The following is a 22,347-nucleotide window of genomic DNA, read 5'->3' on the forward strand; positions in this document are numbered from 1 at the left end:
AGGAGGAAAAGCATGCGCCTGTTCTTCGAGTTCACCCTCTGTGCCGCCCTCGGCCTGCTGGTCAGCGGCGTGATCCTGATCTTTCTGCTGTTCTTCGGCAAGTTCGGCCTGATCGAGTACTGGATCGCCAGCGGCAAGCCCCTGGCCCACGCCATGCTGGTGCTGATGCCGGACGGATTCTGGGAAGGCCTCAGCGGCATCGAGGGCGCCGCCGGCAATCCGCACGTGCGCTCCTTCCTGGAGCTTTGCATGGGGCTCGGACAGAGCGCGCTGTTGCTGGGCCTGCTGCTGTTCCGCCTGGTGTGCTGGAAATGAACGGCTATGTCGGCCTGCGCGACGACCGTCGCGACGGCGAGCGCCTGGCGGCGCGGATCGGCCTGCTGTTCCCCGGCCCCTCGGCGGCCTGGCTGCAACGCGCCGAGCGCCTGCGGCGGCAGCAGGCGTCGGCGGGCCTCGGGGTCAGGCGCGGGTGGCCTGCATCGACGGGCGCTGGCTGACTTCGGCGAACCAGGCGGCGAGTCGCGGGTAGCGGCCGCGCCAGTCCCACTCCGGCTGGCGCAGGTCGAGATAGCCCAGGGCGCAGGCGACGCCGATGGCGGCGATGTCGAAGCGCGCCTGCAGTTCGGCGATGCAGTCGCCCTCCAGCCACGCCAGGGACCGCCCGATCTTTTCCCGCTGTGCTTCGAGCCAGGTGTCCCAGCGCTTCTCCTCGGGGCGGACGAAGGTTTCGTAGCGGGACAGCACCGCGGCGTCGAGGACGGCGTCCGCCAGCGAGGCGATGGTCAGGCGTCGCCAGCGGGCGCTGCCTTCGCGGGGGATCAGCGGTTCGCCGACGTGCTGCTGGTCGAAGTAGTCGCAGATCACCCGGCTGTCGTGCAGCACCTGGCCGTCCGGCAGGCGCAGGGCGGGAATCTTGCCGGCCGGGTTGCTGGCGTTGAGCTGCCGGATGGGCGCGACCGGCGTCGGCGTGACTTCCTCGAGCGCCACGCGCTCGCGTTGGCCGGTTTCGTGGAGCAGGACCAGGACCTTGCGCACGAAGGGCGAGGCGGCGGCGTAGAACAGCGTATGGGTAGCGCTCATGCGGGCTCCTTGGAAGGATCAGTCGCGGACGACGCGCAGACGATCGGCGGCAGGCTCGGCGCTCCAGGTTTCTCCGGGGCGACCGCCGAGCAGGGCGTTGCCGGGCGCCGGCCGGTCGCTGGGCAGGACGCGGAATGTCGCCTGCTCACTGTCGAAACGCAAGAGCGCCCCGCTGGCGGCGTCGTGCAGCCAGACACGGTCCATGGCGTCGACCCGCAGGCTGTCCGGGCGGGCCTGGCTGTCCGGCAGCGGCCAGCTCTGCCACGAGGCATCGCTGGGATCGTAGCGGTACAGCCGGGCGCCACCGCTGTCGCTGGCCCAGAGCCTGCCGATGGAGTCGGCGCCGATCCCGCGCAAGGCCTTCGTGCCTTCAGGCGCGGGCAACCGCTCGGCGCTGCCGTCGAGCGGATCGACATGCACCAGCGCGTCGTCCTGCGCGTACCAGACCTCGCCGTCCGGGGTGACGCAGATGCCGTTCGCCGCCTTGCCCTGGGGCGAGGGCCAGACCTCCACCAGGCGCCTGGCTGGGTCGAGGCGACCGTGGAAGCCGCGGCTGCCGGTGAACCAGAGGCGCCCGTCGTCGTCGAATACCGCGGACTCGAGCCCGGCCGGCGCGGCCTTGGCCGGTAGCGGGAAACGTTCGCTGCCCAGGCGCTCGCCGCCGATGCGAAGGATGGCGTTGAGGCCGCTGTCGAGCACCCAGGCGTTGCCGCTCTCGTCGCTGACGATGGCTCGCGGCCGCGCGCCTTCGCCGAGCGGCACCTGCACGCTCTCGCCACTGGTCGGGTCGAGGCGCCCCAGCGAATGCCCGCCGTCCGCGCCGTACCAGACCGCACCCTGTGCACTGGGCGCGACCGCGTAGGGCGCGGAGCCCTTGTCCAGCGGGTAGTACTGTTCGCCGGCCAGGGCGGCGCCGGTCGACGACAGGGCCAGGAACAGGCCCAGCAGCGGGTAGGGCAGGTGACGCATACGGTTCTCCCGGAACGACGAGCGGAACGTGGAAAGGCTCTGTCTTGCTATTCTGGCAGCGCATTGAGCATAGGAGGAACTGCGAATGGCCACACTGGAAATACTCGGGGCGGAATGCCGCGCGGGGGGCGCGGTGAACGACGATGCGCTGGGCTGCACGGCGCAGGCCGCCTGGGTGATCGACGGTGCCACCAGCATCGGTCGCAGCGTGCTGGGCGTGGAAAGCGACGCGCGCTGGCTGGCCCAGGCGGTGGACCGGCACCTGCGGTTGCTGCTGGAAGTCGAGCCCGAGCAATCCAGCGAGACCCTGCTGCGGCGCCTGCTCAACGATATCCAGGGCGACTTCCGCGCCCAGAGCGGCCGCGACTGGCACGACCTCGAAGACATGCCGGCGGCCTGCCTGAGCCTGCTGCGGATTCGCGGCGGAGAAATCGAACTGCTCAACATCGGCGACAGCCGGATCCTCGTCGAAGGCGCCGACGGCCAGGTACGCAGCTTCGGCGATTCGGCCCTACACGAACTGGATCGGCAATCCCTGGCGCATTTCTGCCGGATGCGCGAGGAACATCCGCAGTGGGATCACGCCGAACTGTTCAAGGCCAGCCGCCCGCGCGTGCGGCAGAACCGCCTGCTGATGAACAAGCCCGAGGGCTACTGGGCGCTGGACATCAGCGACCGCTGGCTCGGCCAGGTGCAGCGCGAGACCTTGCCGCTCGCCGCGTTGCGTTCCTTCGTGCTGATGACCGACGGCTTCGACCGGCTGGTCGAGCCTTTCCGCCGCTATACCGACGAACAGTTGCTGCGGCGCCTCGAGGACGTCGGAGTGAGCGCCATGCTCGACGAGTTGCGCGAGATCGAACAGGGCGACGACCAGGCCCTGGCTTTCCCGCGTTTCAAGATCCACGACGACGCCAGCGCGCTGTGGGGTCGGATCGCGGGGTGAACGATGATCTCCGGCGCCCGGAATGCAGGTCCTCCCCATTGCGCCGGCTGCCGATATCCCGGCCCTCTCCCTCAGGCGGGAGGAGGGCATCCGGTGCCCGGAAGGTACGTTCTGCGGTAGGGCGAATAACCGCGAAGCGGTTATCCGCCGTTACGCACCTGTGACGCGTCGCTCACCACTTGTAGCTGACGCTGCCCACCACGCTGCGCTGGTCGCCGTAGTAGCAGTAGTAGCCGTCGCAGGACGCCAGGTAGTCCTTGTTGAACAGATTGTTGGCATTGACCGCCACGCTGACGCCTTTCAGGCTGCCGTTCAATTGGCCCAGGTCGTAGCGCACGGCGGCGTCGTACAGGGTGTACGAGCCGGCGTAGCCGTCGTAGGTGTTGGCCTGGTCGCCGTAGGTCGAGCCTACGTAGCGGGCGCCGGCACCCACGCTGAAACCGTTCAGCGTACCCTCGTGCCAGGTGTAGTCGGCCCATAGCGAGGCCTGGTTGCGCGGCGCCTGTTGCAGGCGGTTGCCTGCGTACTGGCCTTTTTTCACTTCGGTGTCGGCGTAGCTATAGGCGCCGATCATCTTCAGGTTGTCGGTGACGTTGCTGGTGGCTTCCAGTTCTATCCCGGAGACCTTCACTTCGCCCGTCTGCGAAGTGACCGGCGTGCCGCCTATGTTCTGCGACACGCTGACGTTCTCCTGGCGCAGGTCATAGACCGCGGCGGTGAACAGCGAGTCGGAGCCTACCGGCTGGTACTTCACGCCGATTTCCCATTGCTTGCCTTCGGTCGGCTTCAGCGAACTGGTGCTGTTCATATCGGCGCCAGTGGTGGGCTGGAACGACTCCGCATAGGAGATATAGGGCGCCACGCCATTGTCGAAGATGTAGCTGAGCGCCGCGTTGCCGCTGAACTTCTTGTCGCGGCTGGTATTGGTGGCGTCGCCCTTGTTGTAGAAGGTGGCGCCTGTGTGCACCCAGTCCTCGCGACCGCCGAGGGTCAGGCGCCAGTTGTCGAGGGCGATCTGGTCCTGGACGTAGAGGCCGGTCTGGTAGGTCTTCTGCTTGTAGTCGTAGAAGGCCGTCGAACGATCCGGTTTGACGATCGGCTGGCCGTAGATCGGGTTGATGACGTTGCTCGGCGGCGCGCTGCCAAAGATCGATGTGTATTGGTTGTCGGTGCGGTTGTGATCCAGGCCTAGCAGCAGGGTGTGGCGCAGGGCGCCTGTTTCGAAGTCGGCCTGGAAGTTGTTATCTACTACGAACTGACTGACGTCTTCATCCACCGAGGTGGTGCTGCGTTCCAGTGTGCCGTCGGCATGAGCTGTGCCCGCTGTAATCCCCTGGAACGACAGGTCGTTGCGCAGGTAGCGCAGGTTCTGGCGGAACTGCCAGACATCGTTGATCCGCCGCTCGAAGGCGTAGCCCAGCCAGTAGTAGGTGCGGTCGTAGTATTCCCAGTCCGGATCGCCGAGGTTCTTGTGATGGGAAACCTTGCCGAACGGCGCGTCGTACTTGGTTCCGCGTAGCGGCAGGAACTGGCTGGTGATGCCGGTATCGTCGCGGTTGAACTGGCCGAGGAAGGTCAGCCTGGTGTCGTCGTCGATGTTCCAGGTCAGGCTCGGGGCGATGTTGTAGCGCTTGTCGTCGATATGGTCGACCTGGGTGTTGCTGTCGCGCACCACGCCGGAGACGCGATAGAGAAAGCGTCCCTCGTCGTCGAGCGGGCCGGTGCTGTCGAAGCTGACCTGCTTGTGGTTGTAGTTGCCGACCTCGGCCTTCACCTCGTGACTGGCGACGTTCTGCGGACGCAGGCTGACCATGTCGAGCATGCCGCCCGGCGGGGTCTGGCCGTAGACCGAGGAGGCCGGGCCGCGCAACAGGGCGACACGCTCCAGGTTCCAGGTTTCCAGTTTCGGGTTGTTGTAGACGCCGACCGCCATCGGCAGGCCGTCGAGGAACTGGGTCGGCTTGAAGCCGCGCACCTTCAACCAGTCGGAGCGGGTGTCGCTGCCGAAGCTGCTGGCGACGACGCCGGGCATGTAGCGCACCGCGTCGTCGAGGCTGTGCACGGCGCGGTCGGTCATCTGCTGGCGGGTCGCCACCGAGATCGAGCGCGGGGTCTCGAGGATCGGCGTATCGGTCTTGGTGCCGGTCATGCTGCGCTTGGCCACGTAGCCGCTGGTCGGCCCCAGTGGGTCTTCCTCGGCGCCGCTGACCGTCATCGCCTGCAGCGACAGGGTGTCTTCCGGCACCTTGCGCAGGCTGTAGGTGCCGCCGGCATTTTCCACCAGTTCCAGGCCGCTGCCCTTGAGCGCTTCGCGCAATGCGCCGGGCGCGTCGAAGCGACCTTGCACGGCGTGGGCGCTGCGTCCTTCGGCGAGCGCCGGATCCAGGGTGAGGACCAGGCCGGCCTGGGCCGCGATGCGGTTCAGGGTGCCTGCCAGCGGCCCGGCGGCGATGCGGTAGTCGCGTACGCTGGCCTGTTCGGCCGGGGCGGCGTGGAGGAACGGTGCGGGAACGGCGAGGGCGATGGCTAGGGCGAGCAGGCCGGGACGGAACGTCGGGCGGGGCATGTGCGGGGCTCCTGGATGGAAACGAGTCTCAATGCCTCCTTGCCGGACGAGTCGGAAAAAGTGATAGGGCCGGCGGGAAAAATTTTTCGCCGGCCCGTTCGGTTCAGCGTGGCACCACTTCGAACCACCAGGCGTTGTGCCTCACGCTGCGCACCGGCAGGCTCGGCTCCAAAGCCTGAAGGGCGAGGCGGGTGTCCTTCAGCGGGAAACTGCCGGTGACGCGCAGGTCGGCGATGCTCGGGTCGACCTGCAGCAGCGCCGGCGAATAGCGCCCCAGTTCCGCCACCAGGTCGGCCAGCCGGGCGTTCTCCACCACCAGCATGCCTTGTGCCCAGGCGCCGGCCAGAGCCGGGCCGCTTCGCTGGCCTGCAGGCCTTGCGGCAGGATCAGCACCTGCTGGCCTTCCTTGATCACACGCTCTTCGCTGAGCGTTTCCGCGCGCGCGGCCACCGCCGACTGCAACACGGTGAGGCGCGTGCCGGGTTCCTCGCGGCGCACCAGGAAGCGCGTGCCGAGGGCGCGCATGTCGCCATCGGCGCTGCTGACCACGAAGGGGCGCGGGTCGCCATGGGCGGTTTCCACCAGGATCTCGCCGGCCAGTAGCACGACCTGGCGGCGTTCGCCGTCGAAGCGGACGTCGATGGCGCTGCGGCTGTTCAGGCGCACATGAGTGGCATCCGGGAGGGTCAGCTCGCGCTGCTCGCCGGTGGCGCTGTAGGCATCGGCCAGCAGGTAGCGGACCGGGACGTAGCGGTTGGCCACGCCGAGCCCGACGCCTAGCGCCAGCACTAGCCCCAGGGCGCTGCCGCCGAGCCGGCGCAGGCGGCGCTTGAAGCGTGCGTTGCCGGACAGCAGGGCGTTGCGCGCCGGCCCGTTGGCGGCTCTCGCCAGGTGCCGGTCGAGGCCGCCGAGCTGTTCCCAGGCGCGTTCGTGTTCGGGATGCGCCGCGTACCAGCGGTGGAAGGCGCGGTGATCGTCGGGATGGGCTTCGCCGGAGTCGAGCAGCAATTGCCAGGCGATGGCTTCGTCGAGCACCCGCGCGCGTACCGGCGAATGACGATCGTCGGCGCTCACCGGGGCTCTCCGTAGAGGGCGATGTAGCACTGGCGCAGACCCTGGGCCAGGTATTGGCGCACGCGTGGCACCGAGACTCCGAGACGCTCGGCGATCTCCGCGTGGGGCATGCCGTCCAGGCGGCTATAGAGAAACGCGCTACGCGCCTTCAGCGACAGCGTGCCAAGCAGGCGATCGATCTCGCGGAGGTCCTCGAGAATCAGGTACTGCTCTTCGGCCGAAGGCTGCTCCGCTTCCGGAACCAGCGCCAGTTCGGCGAGATAGGCCTGCTCAAGGGCGGCGCGGCGGAAGTGGTCGATCATCAGACCGCGCGCCACCTTCGCCAGGAACGCGCGCGGTTCCCGCAGGCCGGGCAGCTCCGGGCGGCCGAGGAGGCGAACGAAGGTGTCCTGGCTGAGGTCTTCGGCGCGCTGGCGGCAGCCGAGGTTGCGGTTCAGCCAGGCAAGCAGCCAGCCGCGGTGGTCCCGGTACAGGCTACCCACGAATTCGCTGTTGCTGACGTCACCCGCCGACACGACCGCTCCCCATCCCGAAACGGGATTGAATGGAAAAACGAGAATTATTCGCAAATGATCGCAAAGTGCGACTATCCCTGCAATTGGCGTCCGTCGGGAAGCCACTTGAGTCGTCCCGCTGGTTTGCCGGAGGATCGGTGTTCCCATAACAAGAACAGGAGTCTCGCCGTGGCCGAACCTTTGCTGATCATCGGTTCCTATCTGTCCCCCTATGTGCGCAAGGTGCTGGTGCTGCTGGAACTGAAAGGCATCGCCTACCGCATCGACCCCATCGTGCCGTTCTTCGGCGACGAGGCCTTCGAGCGCCTCAGTCCGTTGCGCCAGATTCCGGTGCTGGTGGACGGTGACTTCGTCCTCAACGATTCCAGCGTGATCTGCCAGTACCTGGAGGAGCGCTACCCGCAGCCGAGCCTGTATCCCGTCGACATCGGCCAGCGCGCCCAGGCCCGCTGGCTGGAGGAGTACGCCGATTCGCGGCTGGGCCAGGTGATCATCTGGCAGTTGTTCCACCAGTTGGTGATCAACCGTGGCATCTGGCAGCGCGAACCCGACCAGGCGATCCTGCAACGCACCTACGACGAAGACCTGCCATCGATCTGCAACTACCTGGAAGGGCGGGTCCCGCCAAGCGGCTGGCTGTGCGGCGAGCTGTCCATCGCCGATGTCGCCGTCGCCTGCCTGTTCCGCAATGCCCAGTTGGCGCGCTACCAGGTCGACGGCGAGCGCTGGCCGCGCCTGGCGCGCCTGTTGGCTGACGCTTTCGCCCTGCCGGCCTTCCAGCATCTGGCGCGTTTCGAGAAGGCCACCGCGCAGACCCCGGTCGCCGAACAGCGCCAGGCGCTGCGCGAGGCCGGCGCGCCGCTCAGCGCGACCAGCCACGCCCGCGAGCGGCCGGTGCGCGGTCCGATGAGCCGCTGAGAGGGAGTGCGGGCGGCGCCCAGGGCGCCGTCCTGATGAAGCGCCATTCAGCGCCTCGATAAGACCTTCGCGGCGCTGGTGGATCCAGCGTCCGGGCATATTTTATATAGACCAGTCTATATAAAGCGGAGGCCGCACCGTGATGAACGTCCCCGAAGGGTTCCAGCCGCTGTTCCGCAGCAGTCCGTTGCTCGACCTGCTCGGTCCTTTCTTCTGCCGGCAGGACGCCCAGCGCCAGTTGGTGGTGGCGCTGCGCATCGACGAAAAGCACTGCAACCACGGTGGCACCGCCCACGGCGGCCTGCTCTCGACCCTGGCCGACGTTGGCCTCGGCTACGCCATGGCGTTCTCCCGCGAACCGCCGCAGCCGATGGTCACCGTCGGCCTGCGCCTGGACTTCTGCGGGGTCGCGCGGGTCGGCGACTGGCTGGAGGTGCATACCCGGGTCGACAAGCTCGGCCAGCGCATGGCCTTCGCCTCGGCCCGGCTGCATAGCGGCGAGCGCCTGGTGGCCAGCGCCAGCGGCGTGTTTCATCTGCCCTGAGGCTCGGGCATGCTTGCCCGGTCGTCTGCCGTGAGTTGGGGAGTCAGGTTTGCCGAAGAAGTCCAATGCCGCCGAACGGATCGTCCATGCCACCGCCTCGCTGCTGGCCAGCCGCGGGTATTTCGGCACCGGGCTGAGCGACATCATCGCTCGCGCCGAGGCGCCGAAAGGCTCGCTCTATCACTATTTCCCCGAGGGCAAGCCGCAGATCGCCAGCGCCGCGATCGGCTTCGTCGCCGACGAGGTGGCGTCCTTCCTCGACCGCGCCGGGACCCAGGCCCCCCATGCGCGCAACGTCCTCCGCCAGTTCACCGCGACCCTGCGTGGCTGGCTGGAGCATTCGCGTTTCGAAGAGGCCTGCCCGGTGCTTTCCACCAGCCTGAGCATCGACGCCGAGCTGGCCCCGGTGCACGCTGAATGCCGCCGGGCGCTCCGCGCCTGGCACGCCAGCATCGAGCGTGCGTTGCGCGCCGACGGACTGGCGGAAAAGCTCGCCGCCTCGCGTGCCTGGCTGATCCTCGCGGCGCTGGAGGGGGCGGTCGCGGTGGCCCGCGTCGAGCGGTCGTTCCAGGCGCTGGATGCGATCGAGGAAGAATTGCAGGCGCTACTGCCGGCCTAGGCGGGTGTCGCGCCCAGGCCGGCCAGGTATCCGTCAGTGCTGCACGCTGTCCACCGCGATCGCTTCGCCGGAAACTTCGCGGTAGGCCGTGCGGCGCTTGGCCAGGGCGTAGTGGATCAGGCCGGCCAGGCCGGCGCCGAAGAACCAGGAGAACGGCGATAGCTCGGCGAATGCCGGCAACAATGCCAGCAGGGTGGAGATGATCGCCGCCGGGACGAACGCGGCGATGGCCCGCGGGTTCACCCCTCCCGCGTAGTGATAGGCGCCGGCGCGGCTTTCGGTGTACAGCTCCGGCAGGTTCACCCGGCCTTTCCGCACCAGGTAGTAGTCGACCATGATGATCCCGTACAGCGGGCCGAGCAGCGCGCCGAGGCCGCCGAGGAAGTAGAGGATCACCCCGGGGCTGTTGTACAGGTGCCAGGGCAGGATCAGCACTGCGATGGTCGCGCTGATCAGCCCGGCGCGGCGGAAGTTCAGCAGGTTCGGCGCCAGGTTGGTGAGTACGTAGGCCGGGGCGACGAAGTTGGCCATGATGTTCACCGCCACGGTGACGATCAGCAGCGCCAGGCTGGCCAGCACCAGGAAGAGGGTGTCGGGGATCGCGGCGACGATGTCGGTGGGGCTCTGGATGAGCTGGCCGTCGATCCTGAACTGGGCGCCGGCGAGGACCACCGCGAACAGGCCGAACAGCAGGATGTTCACCGGCAGCCCCCAGAAGTTGCCGACGCTGATGGTGCGGCGGTCCGGGCAGCCGCGGGCGAAGTCGCAGAAGTTCAGGATCATGGTGCCGTACAGGGTCACCCAGAACGCCGCGCCGCCGAAGATCTTCAACCACATCTGCGAACCGCTCATGGGTTCGCCGCTGGACCAGGCGATGGAGGCGCCGGCGCGCAGGTACATCCAGGCGGCGAGGGCGGCGACGGTGAGCAGGATCACCGGTCCGGCGAAGGATTCGTAGCGACGCACCATCTCCATGCCGTACGCGAAGATCAGCAGTTGCACGCACCAGATGGCGACGAAGGTCGCCCAGCCCAGGCTCGACAGGCCGAGGATGGCGTCCTGGTCGTAGGCTGCGAGCCCCGGCCAGATCGCCGTCAGCAGCACGCGCAGGACGATGGAGGCGAGATAGGTCTGGATGCCGAACCAGGCGATGGCGATCACCGCGCGGATCAGCGCGGGGAGTTGCGCGCCGTGGATGCCGAAGGCGATGCGGCACATCACCGGGTAGGGCAGCCCGGTCTTCTGGCCCATGTAGCCGGACAGGTTCATCAGCCCGTAGACCATCAGCGCGCCCAGGGCCAGCGCGGCGAGGATCTGCGCGCCGCTCATGCCGAGGGCGAAGAGGCCGATGGCGAAGGAGTAGTTGGCGATGTTGTGCACGTCGTTGGTCCACAGCGCGAACAGGCTGTAGCGTCCCCAGCGGCGCCCTTCGGCCTTGGTCGGGGCGAGATCGGCGCTGTACAGGCGCGGGCTCAGCGGCGGCAGTTCGGGGCCGGCGTGATGGCTGGCGCGGGGCAGGCAATCGAGACTGGCGGGAGTGCCCAGGTCCAGGCGCGCCGCCGAGAACTCCGCTGCGCGCAGCCCGGCGCGTGGCAGGCAGTCGAGACTGGCCGGAGTGCCCAGGTCGAGCAGTGAGGCGGAGAACTCCGCGCTCCGCTGACCGGCGCGCGGCAGGCTGTCGAGGCTTTCCAGGGTGCCGAGGTCGAGCAGCGAGGGAGAAAACTCGCGGGGCGAGGCGGGCGGCTTCGGGGTGCTGGACATGGCGGTCTCCTCCGGCAGTCGGAAGAACTCGGCGCGAGGTCGGGTTCGTCTGTTGTTTTTGTATACAAGAATTTCGAAGATTTAAGCCAGTTATGTGCCAACCGATCCTCGACCGAATTTTCCGCGCTCTGCGGAAACCGGCCTTTCGGCGGCAAGCCCCTGAAACCGCTTGGGAAAAAGCTGTCGCTTCGATCAGGTAAGAATTTCGAACCGATTCATAGGCTTATGCGGACGGACGAGGGAGAGGGGAAAAAAGCGGGACGCCAGGAGGCCGCATTGGGAAAATTGTGCACAATAATTGTGCCCAGTGTTACCGCCGCGCCCGTCGACGGTGCGCGGCGCGAAGCTCAGCCCGTCCGGGAAATATCCAGGCCCTTCAACTGCCCGATCATCCACGCATGGGCGTCACGCCCGACATGCTGGACGTGGCTGTAGAGCCGCAGCACGTAGGGCGGAATGTCGAACGGAGCGGGATACAGGGCGAGGCCGGCGGCTTCCGCCAGGGCCCGTGCGGCATGTCGCGGAGCGGTGAGCAGGAAATCGGTGGAGCCTGCCAGGAACAGCGCCGCCAGCACCGTCGGCAGTTGCACCGCCACTTCGCGACGCAGGCCGGAGCGGGCCAGCAGCCGGTCGATCACCCCGCTGTCCTCGTTCCACGGCGTCACCACCGCATGCCGTTCGGCCAGGTAGCCCTCCAGCGTCGGCGCCCCGGCGAGGCGTGGGTGGTCGCGCCGCGCTACCACCACGTAGCGGTCGGCGAACCAGTCATGGGCCTGGATGCCTTCGGGCAGGCGCTCGTGTTCCTCGTCGTAGCCGAGGGCGAAATCGATCCGCCCGCTGGCCAGGGCCTCCACCGACAGCTTGCGTTCCGCATTGACCAGGCGCAGGCGCACTCCGGGCGCGCTGTGCTGCAGGCGGTTCATCAGCGGCGGAAGCAGGGCGAAAGCGGTGTAGTCGGTGGCGGCGAAGACGAAGGTGCGCTGGCTCTGTCCCGGTACGAACGGCCGCCACTCTTCCAGCCCCTCGCCGAGGGCGCGCAGGGCGGCGGCCACCGCAGCGGCCAGGTGCTCGGCACGCTGGGTCGGCTGCATGCGATTGCCCTGGCGCAGGAACAGTTCGTCGTCCAGCCCCTGGCGCAGGCGCCCCAGCGCATGGCTGAAGGCCGAGGCGCTGATCGCCAGTTCGCTGGCTGCGGTGCCGACGTTGCGGTGGCGATACAGGGCGTCGAAGACAAGCAGGAGGTTGAGATCGAGACGGCGCAGCAGGGGATGCATGTTATTCAGTTGCCGATGATAAGAATGCACTTCATGCATCTTAGCAGGCGCACTAGGATGGCCGGATCCCCCACCGGAAGGTTGCCCATGACTCTCGAAATCCGTCCCGCCGTACCGGCCGACGCCGAACAGATCCTTGCCTTCATCATCGAACTGGCCGACTACGAGCGCGCCCGCCATGAGGTGGTCACCGATGTCGAAGGCATCCGCCGCAGCCTGTTCGCCGAAGGCTCGCCGACCCGCGCGCTGATGTGCCTGAGCGAAGGCCGGCCGATCGGCTATGCGGTGTATTTCTACAGCTACTCGACCTGGCTGGGGCGCAACGGCATCTACCTCGAAGACCTCTACGTCACCCCTGAGTACCGTGGCGTCGGCGCCGGTCGCCGGCTGCTCCGCGAGCTGGCCCGCGAGGCCGTGGCCAACGACTGCGGACGCCTGGAGTGGAGCGTGCTGGACTGGAACCAGCCGGCCATCGACTTCTACCGCTCCATCGGCGCGCTGCCGCAGGACGAGTGGGTGCGCTACCGGCTGGATGGCGAGGCGTTGCGCAAGATGGCGGAGTAGCTGGCGGCAAGCCGGCGTTGATGCCGGGGGAGTGCGTGGGGGTAGGGCGAATAGCGCCTGGCGATATCCGCCAGTTTCTCACCGAGGACGCCTGGCGCCTGCCGAGTCATCGCCACCGGTATCCATGCCGCTCTCCCGTAGCGCTGTAGCGTTGTCCCGCAGGAACGCCCACAGGCGTTCCGCTACCGGGCCCTGCGCGCGATCGCGCCGGCGCGCCGCCACCACCTCTTCGCTGCGTCCTGGCAGATGCGGCCCGGCCAGAGCGAGCAGGCGGCCGTCGGCCAGTTCCTCGTCGACCAGGAAGTCCGGCAGGTGCCCCCAGCCGAGGCCCTGGAGGATCACCTCTTTCTTCGTTCGCTGGTCCGGCACGCTGCACTGTCGCGCGCCGGCGAGCATGAAATAGTCCGTCGGCGGAGAATGGCGGGCGCTGTCGCGCATCACACACTGGGCGAAGGGGCGCAGTTGTTCCGGGCGCACCGGTCGCGGCGGAGGATCGCCGAGCAGGCCCGGCGCGATGACCGGGACCAGCCCGACCCTGCACAGGTCGAGCCATTCCAGGCGTGGGTCGGACTTGTCCACGCGATGCAGGATCAGGTCGGCCTCGCCGTCCAGCAGGCGCTCCAGCGGGCCGCTGACGGTTTCGAACAGCAATTGCAGGCGGGTCTGCGGCTGGCTGCCGAAGAACCCTGCGAGCAGCGCCAGGGCCGGGCGCGGCGGGCAGAGGTCGCCCAGTACCACGCGCAGCTCGCTTTCCTCGCCCTGGGCCACGCAGCCCTTCCAGTTCGTAGAGCAGGGCCTGGGCACGCTGGTGGAAGGAGCGACCGGCGGCGGTCAGGCCGACCCGGTAGCCGCCCCGTTCCAGCAGCACCAGGCCGAGCTGGCGCTCCAGCCGGGCAACGGCGGCGAACACCGCCGGATGGGAGCGGTGCAGGCGCTGTGCGGCGGCCTGGAAGCCGCCGGCGTCGACCACCGCGTCGAAGCATTGGAGGTCGTGGAGGGTGAAGTCGTGCATGTCAGCTTCCCTGACAGAGTCGTTCCATTCTTTGTAGTTTTTCCCAGGGACCGTCGCAACTAGCCTGGCGTGCATGGCAATCACCCTGACCCCGGAGGCTCCCATGGGCAACCTGTCTTTTCTCGCTACCAGCGACGGCGCCAGCCTCGCCTATCGCCTGGATGGTGCGGCAGAGAAACCGCTGCTGGCGCTCTCCAACTCCATCGGCACCACCCTGCACATGTGGGATGCGCAACTCCCGGCACTGACCCGGCACTTCCGCGTCCTGCGCTACGACGCCCGCGGCCATGGCGCCTCCAGCGTGCCGCCGGGGCCCTACACCCTGGCCCGGCTGGGCGAGGACGTACTGGAGCTGCTCGACGCGCTGGAGGTACGGCGCGCGCATTTCCTCGGCCTGTCCCTGGGCGGGATCGTCGGCCAGTGGCTGGCGCTGCATGCGCCGCAGCGGATCGAGCGGCTGGTGCTGGCCAACACCTCGGCCTGGCTCGGCCCGGCGGCGCAGTGGGACGAGCGCATCGCCGCGGTGCTGCAGGCCGAGGACATGAGCGAGACCGCCGCGGGCTTCCTCGGCAACTGGTTTCCGCCGGCGCTGCTGGAGCGCGCCGAGCCCGTCGTCGAGCGCTTCCGGGCGATGCTCATGGCCACCAACCGGCACGGCCTGGCCGGCTCCTTCGCGGCGGTGCGCGATACCGACCTGCGCGCGCAACTGGCGCGGATCGAGCGGCCGACCCTGGTGATCGCAGGGGCGTACGACACGGTCACCGCCGCCAGCCACGGCGAGCTGATCGCCGCGTCGATTGCCGGGGCCAGGCTGGTTACGCTGCCGGCGGTGCATCTGTCGAACGTCGAGTTCCCGCAGGCGTTCGAAGGCGCGGTGCTGAGCTTTCTCGGCGCAGACTGATTAGGCTATCGTCGCGCCTTTTCCCTCGGCGCAGGAGCCGACATGAACGAGCCGGGCAGTTTCATCTGGACGTGGTACGGGCAGGATGAGCATCGATGGGTCCTGCTCAGCGCAGAGGCGTTCCTGGCGCTCGATTTCCTGGCCCTTGACGGTGCCATGCAGAGAGAGACCATCGGCAGTTGCCCGGGCTGCTCTACCTGGTCGGAGAAGGTCGTGCCGTTGCACGAGTGGCTCGAAGGCTGTCCGGGTCGCCAGGCCGGGAGTTTTCGCGATGCCTTGAGGCGTGTCTGGGCGCTGTGCAACGAGCTGCCCGAGGAAGCGCTGGGCTGCTTCGACTTCGACATCTATGCCCACCCCGGATGGCAGGCGGTACGTCGAGAGGCCCGGGAGGCGCTGCGGCAGAACGGTTGGGACAGCATCCGTAGCCACGCCGAGGAGCTGCGCGACGACTGTTGGGAGCGTGTGCATGGCTACCCGAAGAAATGAAAAAGCCGCCCCTCGGGGCGGCTTTTCGTTGCGCTGCGGCGAACGGCCTATAGCCCGTTCTTCGCCTTGAACTCACGGCGGCGGCGATGCAGGACCGGCTCGGTATAGCCGTTCGGCTGCCGGGTGCCTTCCACCACCAGCTCCAGGGCGGCCTGGAACGCGACGTTGTCGTCGAAGTTCGGCGCCATCGGCCGGTAGGACGGGTCGCTGGCGTTCTGCCGGTCGACCACCACGGCCATGCGCTTGAGGCTCTCGACCACCTGCTCCTGGCTGATCACGCCGTGACGCAGCCAGTTGGCCAGCAGTTGGCTGGAGATGCGCAGGGTGGCGCGGTCTTCCATCAGACCGACGTCGTTGATGTCCGGCACCTTGGAGCAGCCGACGCCCTGGTCGATCCAGCGGACGACATAGCCGAGGATGCCCTGGGCGTTGTTGTCCACCTCGTTCTTGATCTCTTCCGCGGTCCAGTTGGTGTTCGGCGCCAGCGGAATGGTCAGGATGTCGTCCACCGAGGCCGGGGTGCGCTTGGCCAGCTCGGCCTGGCGGGCGAACACGTCGACCTTGTGGTAATGCAGGGCGTGCAGGGTCGCGGCGGTCGGCGACGGGACCCAGGCGGTGTTGGCGCCGGCCAGCGGATGGCCGATCTTCTGCTCGAGCATGGCGGCCATCAGGTCGGGCATGGCCCACATGCCCTTGCCGATCTGCGCCTTGCCTTGCAGGCCGGTGGCCAGGCCGACGTCGACGTTGTTGTTCTCGTAGGCGCCGATCCACTTCTCCGACTTCATGGCGCCCTTGCGCACCACGGCGCCGGCTTCCATGGAGGTGTGGATCTCGTCGCCGGTGCGGTCGAGGAAGCCGGTGTTGATGAACACCACGCGATCCTTGGCCGCCTTGATGCAGGCCTTCAGGTTCACGGTGGTGCGGCGCTCCTCGTCCATGATGCCGACCTTCAGGGTGTTGCGCGGCAGGCCGAGGACGTCCTCGACGCGGCCGAACAGCTCGTTGGTGAAGGCGGCTTCTTCCGGACCGTGCATCTTCGGCTTGACGATATACACGCTGCCGGTGCGGCTGTTCTTGCGGCTGGTGTTGCCGTTCAGGTCATGAATGGCGATCAGGCTGGTGAACAGACCGTCCTGGATGCCTTCCGGCACTTCGTTGCCGTCCTTGTCGAGGATCGCATCGTTGGTCATCAGGTGGCCGACGTTGCGCACGAACAGCAGCGAGCGGCCGTGCAGGGTCAGTTCGGAACCGTCGGCCCTGGTGTAGACGCGGTCCGGGTTCATGGTGCGGGTGAAGGTGCTGCCGCCCTTGCTGACTTCCTCGGCCAGGTCGCCTTTCATCAGGCCCAGCCAGTTGCGGTAGATCACTACCTTGTCGTCGGCGTCGACCGCGGCGACCGAGTCCTCGCAGTCCATGATGGTGGTGAGGGCGGCCTCCATCAGCACGTCCTTCACGCCTGCGGCATCGGTCTGGCCGACCGGGCTGCTCGGGTCGATCTGGATTTCGAAGTGCAGGCCGTTGTGCTTGAGCAGTACCGCTTGCGGCTTGGCGGCGTCGCCCTGGAAGGCAAGGAACTGGCCAGCGTTCTTCAGGCCGGTTTCGCTACCGTTCTTCAGCGCGACGACCAGCGCGCCGTTCTTCACGCTGTAGGAAGTGGCGTCGACATGGGAGCCGGACTCCAGCGGCGCGGCCTCGTCGAGGAAGGCGCGAGCGAAGGCGATGACCTTGTCGCCGCGAACCTTGTTGTAGCCCTTGCCTTTCTCGGCGCCGCCTTCTTCGCTGATCACGTCGGTGCCGTAGAGCGCGTCGTACAGCGAGCCCCAGCGGGCGTTGGAGGCGTTGAGGGCGAAGCGCGCATTCATCACCGGCACCACCAGCTGCGGGCCGGCCATGCGGGCGATCTCGTCGTCGACGTTCTGGGTGCCGGCCTGGAAGTCTTCCGCCTCGGGCAGCAGGTAGCCGATTTCCTCGAGGAAGGCCTTGTAGGCAGCGGCGTCGTGGGCCTGGCCGGCGCGAGCCTGGTGCCAGCCGTCGATCTTGGCCTGGAGTTCGTCGCGCTTGGCGAGCAGGGCTTTATTCTTCGGCGCCAGGTCGTTGATCACGGCCTCCGCACCGGTCCAGAACGTGTCGGCAGAGACGCCGGTTCCGGGGATGGCTTCGTTGTTCACGAAGTCGAACAGGACTTTGGCGACCTGCAGGCCACCGACTTGAACGCGTTCAGTCATTGTTTGCCTCACTCTGCTCTAGACCAGCTCTGGACCCGGGCCGCACGGCCTTGTAGTCCGAGCCGCGGCATACTACATGATGCCGCGGGAAAAATCAGTGGTTACGCGTCGCGTTACGACTGGATGACGCTTCACGGTCACGTTGGCCAGGCTCAATGTTCGCAAAAAAACTGTACTTTGTTCCAGATAAATCTAAAAACAGTACACGATTTATCGCGAGCCCAACTGCGGCGCGGCGTCGCAGGATGTTTCACTGCGCTGCGAGCGCCTTGCCTATACTCTCGGAATCGCCTCAGGAGCCTCGCCATGCCCGTCCATGCCGCATCCCTCGCCGATCTCGCCGACCTGGTTCCGCTGTTTTCCGCCTACCTCGACTTCTACGAAGTGCCGGCGCCGGAAGAGCAGGTTCGCGCATTCCTCGCCGAGCGCCTGCGCCAGGGCGATTCGACCCTGTTCCTGGCCAGGGATGCCGAGGCGCGGGCGCTGGGCTTCGTCCAACTCTATCCGCTGTTCGCCTCCCTGGCGCTACGACCTTCGTGGCTGCTCAGCGATCTCTACGTCCGCCCGGAGGCGCGTCGCCGGGGTGTCGGCGAGGCCCTGATGAACCAGGCCCGGGGTTTCGCCGAAAGCATGGGCGCCTGCGGCCTGCAACTGGAGACGGCGAAGACCAACCACGCCGGGCAGTCGCTCTACGAGCGCCTCGGCTATGTCCGTGACGAACAGTTCTACACTTACTGGCTGCAGCTCTGAACTCCCATTCGTCCCAGCAGGAGGCAAGCTCATGGATCACCTGGTCCTGACCGTGATCGCCACCGACCATCCCGGCCTGGTCGAGCGCATCGCCCAATGCATCGCCTCCCACGGCGGCAACTGGCTGGAAAGCCGCATGTCGCGGATGGCCGGGCAGTTCGCCGGGATACTGCGGGTGGCCGTGCCGGCGGAAGGCTACGACGAACTGGTGGAAGGGCTACAGGGCCTGTCCAGCCACGGTATCCGCGTGCTCCTGGCGGAAAGCGGGATCGAGCCGGTATGCAACTGGAAGCCTATCCACCTCGACCTGGTGGGCAACGACCGCCCCGGTATCGTGCGCGACATCACCCGGCTGCTGGCCGAGCACGGGGTGAACCTGGAGAGCCTGTCCACCGAAGTGCGCCCGGCGCCGATGAGCAGCGAACCGCTGTTCCATGCCGATGCGCTGCTGGCGGTGCCGCTGACCCTGTCGCTGGACACCCTGCGCGAGCGACTGGAAGACCTGGCCGACGACCTGATGGTGGAGTTGGTGCTGGACGCGTCCTGAAGTTGTTCAGGAAAGCCGGGGACGGGCCTGTGGAAAAGCCTTGGGTGAAACCCTGAAGCCCAGGCGCCGCGAGGCTTGGAGGTCGTAGCGCGTTTTTTGACCAGCTGCGTTGCGGTTATTCCCAAACCAGGTGGACCAGCCTGTGGGTATTCTGTGTGGATAACCTTGCAGGCCTCTATCCATGGGCGATACAAGGGTTTGATCGTTTTCTGAGCAGCCTCTCTTGCGCTTTTGCTTGTGGATTAACCTTCGCCGCTATCGTTGCCCCTGTGCACAAATAACGTGGAGCAGTCTGTGGGTAAGCCGGGGAAAAATCCATGAAGGCCTTTATTCATCGGTATTACAGGTATCCGTACGTTTTTTGATCGATGGCTTTTCCGGTTCATCCACAGTTGCTCACAAAAGCCTTGGGCAGATTTGTGGATAAGCCTTGTGTATATCGTTGTAACCCTTGGTAAGCCTTGCATGCAGCGGTATGCTCAAAGACTGATCAGGCGCTTTGCAGGGCCTCTTCCGAAGAGTTATCCACGTGCCTGCGGAGAGGAGAAGGCAGGTATATGCACAAAGTGCGTGCATGATCCTGTGGAAAAGCCTGGGGTGGATCGCTGAGCGTCAGTATTGGCGGGGGATAGGAAGGAGTGCGTGTTTTTTCGCCAGGCTTGCGGAGTTCCGCAAGCCTGGGGATAACGTCAGCCCGGCTGGGGAAGGCGGCGCAGGCTGCGCCAGGCGTCGAAGCTGTAGACGGCCAGGGCGAGCCAGATGAAAGCGAAGGCGGTCAGGCGGCTGGAGTCCAGATGCTCGCCGAACAGCAGGATCGCCTGTAGCAGGACCAGCGTCGGCGCCAGGTATTGCAGGAAGCCCAGGGTGGCGTAGGGCAGGTGCCTTGCCGCAGCGTTGAAGCAGACCAGCGGAACCAGCGTCACCGGGCCCGCGGCGACCACCCACAGGGCTTCCGGGGTGCTCCAGAAAGCCGTTTCGCTGGTCGGCCCGTCGGCGAAAAACAGCAACCAGACCAGCGCCAGCGGCAGCAGCAGCCAGGTTTCCACCACCAGTCCGGGCAGCGCGGCGACCGGCGCCTTTTTGCGGATCAGGCCGTAGAAGCCGAAGGTCAGGGCCAGCACCAGCGACACCCAAGGCAGGCTGCCGAGTTGCCAGACCTGCTGCGCCACGCCCAGCGAAGCCAGGGCTACCGCCAGCCATTGCAGGGGACGCAGGCGTTCCTTGAGCAGCAACATGCCGAGCATCACGTTGATCAGCGGATTGATGTAGTAGCCCAGGCTGGCTTCCAGCATGTGGCCGTTGTTCACCGCCCAGACATAGGTCATCCAGTTGCTGGCGATCAGCAGTCCGCTGGCGGCCAGCACGACGAAGCGCTGCGGATTCTGGCGTAGCTCGCGCCACCAGCCCGGGTGCTTCCAGAACAGCAGCAGGACGGCGCCGAACAGGGCCGACCAGACCGCGCGCTGTACGATGATTTCCACCGCGGGAATGCGTTCGAGCAGTTTGAAGTAGAGCGGGAACAGTCCCCAGATCACATAAGCCGTCAGGCCGAGGACATAGCCCCGACGGAGGTTGGCGGTCGCCATGGAGAATCCTTGAAACGTCAGGCAGGTAAGAATGGCCGTGCACGGTATGCACGCGCGGATGACCTGTGAATTCTAGTAGGGGGGTGGCGAGCTTGTCTGCGCACAGTTCCCGCGGAAAAGCACCGGCACACTTGCCGTTCCCTCGCCTGCCCCGCGGCGGGACGGATAGCGCCGCGCGCCATTCGCCCCGTCCGCAGGAGGCTCAGAACAGCCGCAGCGGTTCCTCGTCCAGCGCCGCCAGTTGTTCGCGCAGCACCAGCACCTGCTCGCCCCAGTAACGTTCGCTGCCGAACCAGGGGAAGCTCGGCGGGAACGCCGGGTCGTCCCAGCGCCGCGCGAGCCAGGCGCTGTAGTGCATCAGGCGGAGGCTGCGCAGGCCTTCGAGCAGCGGTAGCTGGCGCGGCTCGAAGTCGTGGAACTCGTTGTAGCCGTCGACCAGTTCGGCAATCTGCGCCAGGCGTTCGTGGCGCTCGCCGGCGAGCATCATCCACAGGTCCTGGAGGGCCGGGCCCATGCGGCAGTCGTCGAGATCGACCATGTGGTAGACCTCGTCGCGGCACAGCAGGTTGCCCGGATGGCAGTCGCCGTGCAGGCGGATCGGCTGGTAGGGCACCTCGGCGAACAGGGCGTCGAGGCGTTTCAGCAGGTCGCGGGCGACCGACTCGTAGGCCGGCAGCAGGCTCCTGGGGATGAAATTGCCTTCCAGCAGGGTGGCCAGCGAGGCGTGGCCGAAGTTATCCACAGCGAGCGCCTCGCGGTGCTCGAACGGCCGCGTGGCGCCGACCGCGTGCAGGCGGCCGAGCAACTGGCCGAGGCGGTAGAGCTGGTCGAGATTGCCCGGCTCGGGCGCGCGCCCGCCGCGCCGGGGGAACAGGGCGAAGCGGAAGCCGGAGAATGCGAACAGGCTTTCGCCGTCGCGCGACAGCGGCGCCACCACCGGCACCTCGCATTCCGCCAGCTCGGCGGAGAAGGCGTGCTCCTCGCGGATCGCCGCGTCGCTCCAGCGGTCCGGTCGGTAGAACTTGGCGATCAGCGGCTCGCCGTCCTCGATGCCGACCTGGTACACGCGGTTTTCGTAGCTGTTGAGCGCCAGCACCCGTGCGTCGCTGAGATAGCCGAGGCTTTCCACGGCATCCAGGACGAGGTCGGGGGTCAGTTGGTCGAAGGGATGGGACATGACGGGGCATCCAAGGCTCGAAAGACCCCTAGTGTACGCAAGCCGGCGCGGGCCGGCAGGTTCACAGCGGCGTGCCGAGCAGGACCTGGGCCGGATCGAAGGAGGCGATCACCTTCTGACCCTTCTTCAGCCCCAGGCTGGCCAGGCGTTCGCCGGACAACAGCGCGCAGAGGGTAAGACCGCTGCCCAGGGCGATGCGCACCTCGCTGGGACCGGCCTTGGCCGCGAGGATTTCCTCCAGGGTGCCGTGCAACTGGTTCGGCTGGTCCTCGCGCGGTTCCAGCCCGACGTCCAGCCAGCCGGCCTTGATCAGCGCCAGTACCGGGCGGCCGCGACCGAGTTCGAGTTGCTCGGTGCTGGCGCGGGTGATCAGCGCCTCGATGCGTTGCTGGCCTGGCAGCTCGATGGCGATGCGGTCGTGGAAGCCTTCGCCATGGATCGACAGGACCCGCCCGTGCAATTGGTTGCGTGCGCTGGTGCGGAGCATCAGGCGGCCGATCAGGTTGAGGTCCTCGGCGTCTTCCGCGGCCTGCAACACCTGCGCTTGCAAGGCTTCCAGGCGCCGGTAGAGAGCCAGCAGGCGTTCGCCCTCGGCGGTCAGCCGGGCGCCGCCGCCGCCCTTGCCGCCGACGCTACGCTCGACCAGCGGACGCTCGGCCAGGTTGTTCAGTTCGTCGATGGCGTCCCAGGCGCCCTTGTAGCTGATGCCCACGGCCTTCGCCGCACGGGTGATGGAGCCCAGTTCGGCGATCTGCGCGAGCAGGGCGATGCGTTGCGGGCGACGGGTGACGTGCTGGGCGAGAGTGGAGAGTGCGGACATGGAAGCTTCGCTATGA

General features: G+C 67.0%; 21 protein-coding genes and 2 pseudogenes. 11 read left to right on the top strand and 12 right to left on the bottom strand.

What is annotated here, in order from left to right; all coding sequences use genetic code 11:
- Nucleotides 1-12: 12 nt before the first annotated feature.
- Nucleotides 13-315 (top strand): hypothetical protein, encoded by a 303-nt coding sequence (locus AT700_RS02320; RefSeq protein ID WP_003084737.1) that lies wholly within the window; start codon nt 13-15, stop codon nt 313-315.
- The gene (locus tag AT700_RS02325; protein WP_003084739.1) at nt 312-497 is read left to right on the top strand and encodes a hypothetical protein; all 186 of its coding nucleotides are present in this window, start codon (nt 312-314) and stop codon (nt 495-497) included. The genes AT700_RS02320 and AT700_RS02325 overlap by 4 nt, the downstream gene beginning before the upstream one ends.
- Here the strand turns inward: AT700_RS02325 and AT700_RS02330 are convergent.
- Both AT700_RS02330 and AT700_RS02335 read right to left on the bottom strand, forming a co-directional pair.
- Nucleotides 460-1,080 carry a glutathione S-transferase gene (locus AT700_RS02330; protein WP_003113265.1) on the bottom strand — a complete coding sequence of 207 codons (621 nt, stop codon included), beginning with the start codon at nt 1,078-1,080 and terminating at the stop codon, nt 460-462. The two genes, AT700_RS02325 and AT700_RS02330, sit on opposite strands and share 38 nt — an antisense overlap.
- A gap of 18 nt (nt 1,081-1,098) precedes the next feature.
- Nucleotides 1,099-2,049, bottom strand: coding sequence for a hypothetical protein (locus AT700_RS02335; protein WP_003099948.1), 951 nt, complete (start codon nt 2,047-2,049; stop codon nt 1,099-1,101).
- A gap of 85 nt (nt 2,050-2,134) precedes the next feature.
- Between AT700_RS02335 and AT700_RS02340 the strand changes: the two genes are divergently transcribed.
- A complete protein-coding gene (locus AT700_RS02340) occupies nt 2,135-2,992 on the top strand; it encodes a PP2C family serine/threonine-protein phosphatase (protein ID WP_048520719.1) in 858 nt (285 codons plus the stop codon).
- A 172-nt stretch (nt 2,993-3,164) separates the two neighbouring features.
- Here the strand turns inward: AT700_RS02340 and fiuA are convergent, their stop codons facing one another.
- The 3 genes and pseudogenes from fiuA to AT700_RS02355 all read right to left on the bottom strand — a co-directional run bounded on the left by fiuA (nt 3,165) and on the right by AT700_RS02355 (nt 7,147).
- Nucleotides 3,165-5,558, bottom strand: coding sequence for a TonB-dependent ferrichrome receptor FiuA (gene fiuA / locus AT700_RS02345; RefSeq protein ID WP_048520720.1), 2,394 nt, complete (start codon nt 5,556-5,558; stop codon nt 3,165-3,167).
- 103 nt (nt 5,559-5,661) lie between these two features.
- Nucleotides 5,662-6,632, bottom strand: a pseudogene (locus tag AT700_RS02350) (FecR domain-containing protein).
- Nucleotides 6,629-7,147, bottom strand: coding sequence for an RNA polymerase sigma factor (locus AT700_RS02355; protein ID WP_003084762.1), 519 nt, complete (start codon nt 7,145-7,147; stop codon nt 6,629-6,631). The pseudogene AT700_RS02350 and the gene AT700_RS02355 overlap by 4 nt, the downstream one beginning before the upstream one ends.
- Nucleotides 7,148-7,315: 168 nt before the next feature.
- Here AT700_RS02355 and AT700_RS02360 point away from each other — a divergent pair, with 168 nt between their 5' ends.
- From AT700_RS02360 to AT700_RS02370, 3 genes are all read left to right on the top strand, one after another.
- The gene (locus AT700_RS02360; RefSeq protein WP_003105233.1) at nt 7,316-8,065 is read left to right on the top strand and encodes a glutathione S-transferase family protein; all 750 of its coding nucleotides are present in this window, start codon (nt 7,316-7,318) and stop codon (nt 8,063-8,065) included.
- Between the two features lie 139 nt (nt 8,066-8,204).
- Nucleotides 8,205-8,609 carry a PaaI family thioesterase gene (locus tag AT700_RS02365; RefSeq protein ID WP_003118845.1) on the top strand — a complete coding sequence of 135 codons (405 nt, stop codon included), beginning with the start codon at nt 8,205-8,207 and terminating at the stop codon, nt 8,607-8,609.
- 49 nt (nt 8,610-8,658) lie between these two features.
- The gene (locus AT700_RS02370; RefSeq protein WP_003084771.1) at nt 8,659-9,228 is read left to right on the top strand and encodes a TetR/AcrR family transcriptional regulator; all 570 of its coding nucleotides are present in this window, start codon (nt 8,659-8,661) and stop codon (nt 9,226-9,228) included.
- 33 nt (nt 9,229-9,261) lie between these two features.
- On the opposite strand, the gene AT700_RS02375 is transcribed toward AT700_RS02370, so the two are convergent.
- Entirely contained in the window at nt 9,262-10,989 is a 1,728-nt protein-coding gene (locus AT700_RS02375) for an NCS1 family nucleobase:cation symporter-1 (protein ID WP_003117922.1), read from the bottom strand.
- A 347-nt stretch (nt 10,990-11,336) separates the two neighbouring features.
- Nucleotides 11,337-12,263, bottom strand: coding sequence for a LysR substrate-binding domain-containing protein (locus tag AT700_RS02380; protein ID WP_003105226.1), 927 nt, complete (start codon nt 12,261-12,263; stop codon nt 11,337-11,339).
- Between the two features lie 87 nt (nt 12,264-12,350).
- Between AT700_RS02380 and AT700_RS02385 the strand changes: the two genes are divergently transcribed.
- On the top strand, nt 12,351-12,827 hold the full coding sequence (locus tag AT700_RS02385) for a GNAT family N-acetyltransferase (RefSeq protein WP_003084777.1): 477 nt from the start codon (nt 12,351-12,353) through the stop codon (nt 12,825-12,827).
- Between the two features lie 78 nt (nt 12,828-12,905).
- On the opposite strand, the pseudogene AT700_RS02390 reads toward AT700_RS02385, so the two are convergent.
- A pseudogene (locus tag AT700_RS02390) lies at nt 12,906-13,839 on the bottom strand (LysR family transcriptional regulator).
- A 103-nt stretch (nt 13,840-13,942) separates the two neighbouring features.
- Between AT700_RS02390 and pcaD the strand changes: the two are divergent.
- Nucleotides 13,943-14,740 carry a 3-oxoadipate enol-lactonase gene (gene pcaD, locus AT700_RS02395; protein WP_003105224.1) on the top strand — a complete coding sequence of 266 codons (798 nt, stop codon included), beginning with the start codon at nt 13,943-13,945 and terminating at the stop codon, nt 14,738-14,740.
- Between the two features lie 42 nt (nt 14,741-14,782).
- Nucleotides 14,783-15,226 carry a hypothetical protein gene (locus tag AT700_RS02400; protein WP_003160881.1) on the top strand — a complete coding sequence of 148 codons (444 nt, stop codon included), beginning with the start codon at nt 14,783-14,785 and terminating at the stop codon, nt 15,224-15,226.
- Nucleotides 15,227-15,273: 47 nt separating this feature from the next.
- Here AT700_RS02400 and AT700_RS02405 read toward each other — a convergent pair whose 3' ends face one another.
- The gene (locus tag AT700_RS02405; protein ID WP_003105217.1) at nt 15,274-17,451 is read right to left on the bottom strand and encodes a malate synthase G; all 2,178 of its coding nucleotides are present in this window, start codon (nt 17,449-17,451) and stop codon (nt 15,274-15,276) included.
- Between the two features lie 306 nt (nt 17,452-17,757).
- Between AT700_RS02405 and AT700_RS02410 the strand changes: the two genes are divergently transcribed.
- Complete coding sequence (locus AT700_RS02410) at nt 17,758-18,201, top strand: GNAT family N-acetyltransferase (protein WP_003105215.1); 444 nt, start codon at nt 17,758-17,760, stop codon at nt 18,199-18,201.
- Nucleotides 18,202-18,232: 31 nt separating this feature from the next.
- A complete protein-coding gene (locus tag AT700_RS02415; RefSeq protein WP_003084789.1) occupies nt 18,233-18,748 on the top strand; it encodes a glycine cleavage system protein R in 516 nt (171 codons plus the stop codon).
- 689 nt (nt 18,749-19,437) lie between these two features.
- On the opposite strand, the gene rarD is transcribed toward AT700_RS02415, so the two are convergent.
- From rarD to AT700_RS02430, 3 genes are all read right to left on the bottom strand, one after another.
- A complete protein-coding gene (gene rarD, locus AT700_RS02420; RefSeq protein WP_003103301.1) occupies nt 19,438-20,334 on the bottom strand; it encodes an EamA family transporter RarD in 897 nt (298 codons plus the stop codon).
- 202 nt (nt 20,335-20,536) lie between these two features.
- Nucleotides 20,537-21,511 (bottom strand): serine/threonine protein kinase, encoded by a 975-nt coding sequence (locus AT700_RS02425; protein ID WP_003103303.1) that lies wholly within the window; start codon nt 21,509-21,511, stop codon nt 20,537-20,539.
- A 61-nt stretch (nt 21,512-21,572) separates the two neighbouring features.
- Nucleotides 21,573-22,331 (bottom strand): TOBE domain-containing protein, encoded by a 759-nt coding sequence (locus tag AT700_RS02430; protein WP_003084796.1) that lies wholly within the window; start codon nt 22,329-22,331, stop codon nt 21,573-21,575.
- Between the last annotated feature and the right edge of the window lie 16 nt (nt 22,332-22,347).

The sequence above is a fragment of the Pseudomonas aeruginosa genome (assembly GCF_001457615.1).
GTDB classification, from domain to species: domain Bacteria; phylum Pseudomonadota; class Gammaproteobacteria; order Pseudomonadales; family Pseudomonadaceae; genus Pseudomonas; species Pseudomonas aeruginosa.

What these genes read in the sequence shown, in the direction of transcription:
- AT700_RS02320 (WP_003084737.1), top strand. Translation starts at nt 13, where the DNA reads ATGCGCCTGTTCTTCGAGTTCACCCTCTGTGCCGCCCTCGGCCTGCTG.
- AT700_RS02325 (WP_003084739.1), top strand. Translation starts at nt 312, where the DNA reads ATGAACGGCTATGTCGGCCTGCGCGACGACCGTCGCGACGGCGAGCGC.
- AT700_RS02330 (WP_003113265.1), bottom strand. Translation starts at nt 1,080, where the DNA reads ATGAGCGCTACCCATACGCTGTTCTACGCCGCCGCCTCGCCCTTCGTG.
- AT700_RS02335 (WP_003099948.1), bottom strand. Translation starts at nt 2,049, where the DNA reads ATGCGTCACCTGCCCTACCCGCTGCTGGGCCTGTTCCTGGCCCTGTCG.
- AT700_RS02340 (WP_048520719.1), top strand. Translation starts at nt 2,135, where the DNA reads ATGGCCACACTGGAAATACTCGGGGCGGAATGCCGCGCGGGGGGCGCG.
- fiuA (WP_048520720.1), bottom strand. Translation starts at nt 5,558, where the DNA reads ATGCCCCGCCCGACGTTCCGTCCCGGCCTGCTCGCCCTAGCCATCGCC.
- AT700_RS02375 (WP_003117922.1), bottom strand. Translation starts at nt 10,989, where the DNA reads ATGTCCAGCACCCCGAAGCCGCCCGCCTCGCCCCGCGAGTTTTCTCCC.
- AT700_RS02380 (WP_003105226.1), bottom strand. Translation starts at nt 12,263, where the DNA reads ATGCATCCCCTGCTGCGCCGTCTCGATCTCAACCTCCTGCTTGTCTTC.
- AT700_RS02385 (WP_003084777.1), top strand. Translation starts at nt 12,351, where the DNA reads ATGACTCTCGAAATCCGTCCCGCCGTACCGGCCGACGCCGAACAGATC.
- pcaD (WP_003105224.1), top strand. Translation starts at nt 13,943, where the DNA reads ATGGGCAACCTGTCTTTTCTCGCTACCAGCGACGGCGCCAGCCTCGCC.
- AT700_RS02400 (WP_003160881.1), top strand. Translation starts at nt 14,783, where the DNA reads ATGAACGAGCCGGGCAGTTTCATCTGGACGTGGTACGGGCAGGATGAG.
- AT700_RS02405 (WP_003105217.1), bottom strand. Translation starts at nt 17,451, where the DNA reads ATGACTGAACGCGTTCAAGTCGGTGGCCTGCAGGTCGCCAAAGTCCTG.
- AT700_RS02410 (WP_003105215.1), top strand. Translation starts at nt 17,758, where the DNA reads ATGCCCGTCCATGCCGCATCCCTCGCCGATCTCGCCGACCTGGTTCCG.
- AT700_RS02415 (WP_003084789.1), top strand. Translation starts at nt 18,233, where the DNA reads ATGGATCACCTGGTCCTGACCGTGATCGCCACCGACCATCCCGGCCTG.
- rarD (WP_003103301.1), bottom strand. Translation starts at nt 20,334, where the DNA reads ATGGCGACCGCCAACCTCCGTCGGGGCTATGTCCTCGGCCTGACGGCT.
- AT700_RS02425 (WP_003103303.1), bottom strand. Translation starts at nt 21,511, where the DNA reads ATGTCCCATCCCTTCGACCAACTGACCCCCGACCTCGTCCTGGATGCC.
- AT700_RS02430 (WP_003084796.1), bottom strand. Translation starts at nt 22,331, where the DNA reads ATGTCCGCACTCTCCACTCTCGCCCAGCACGTCACCCGTCGCCCGCAA.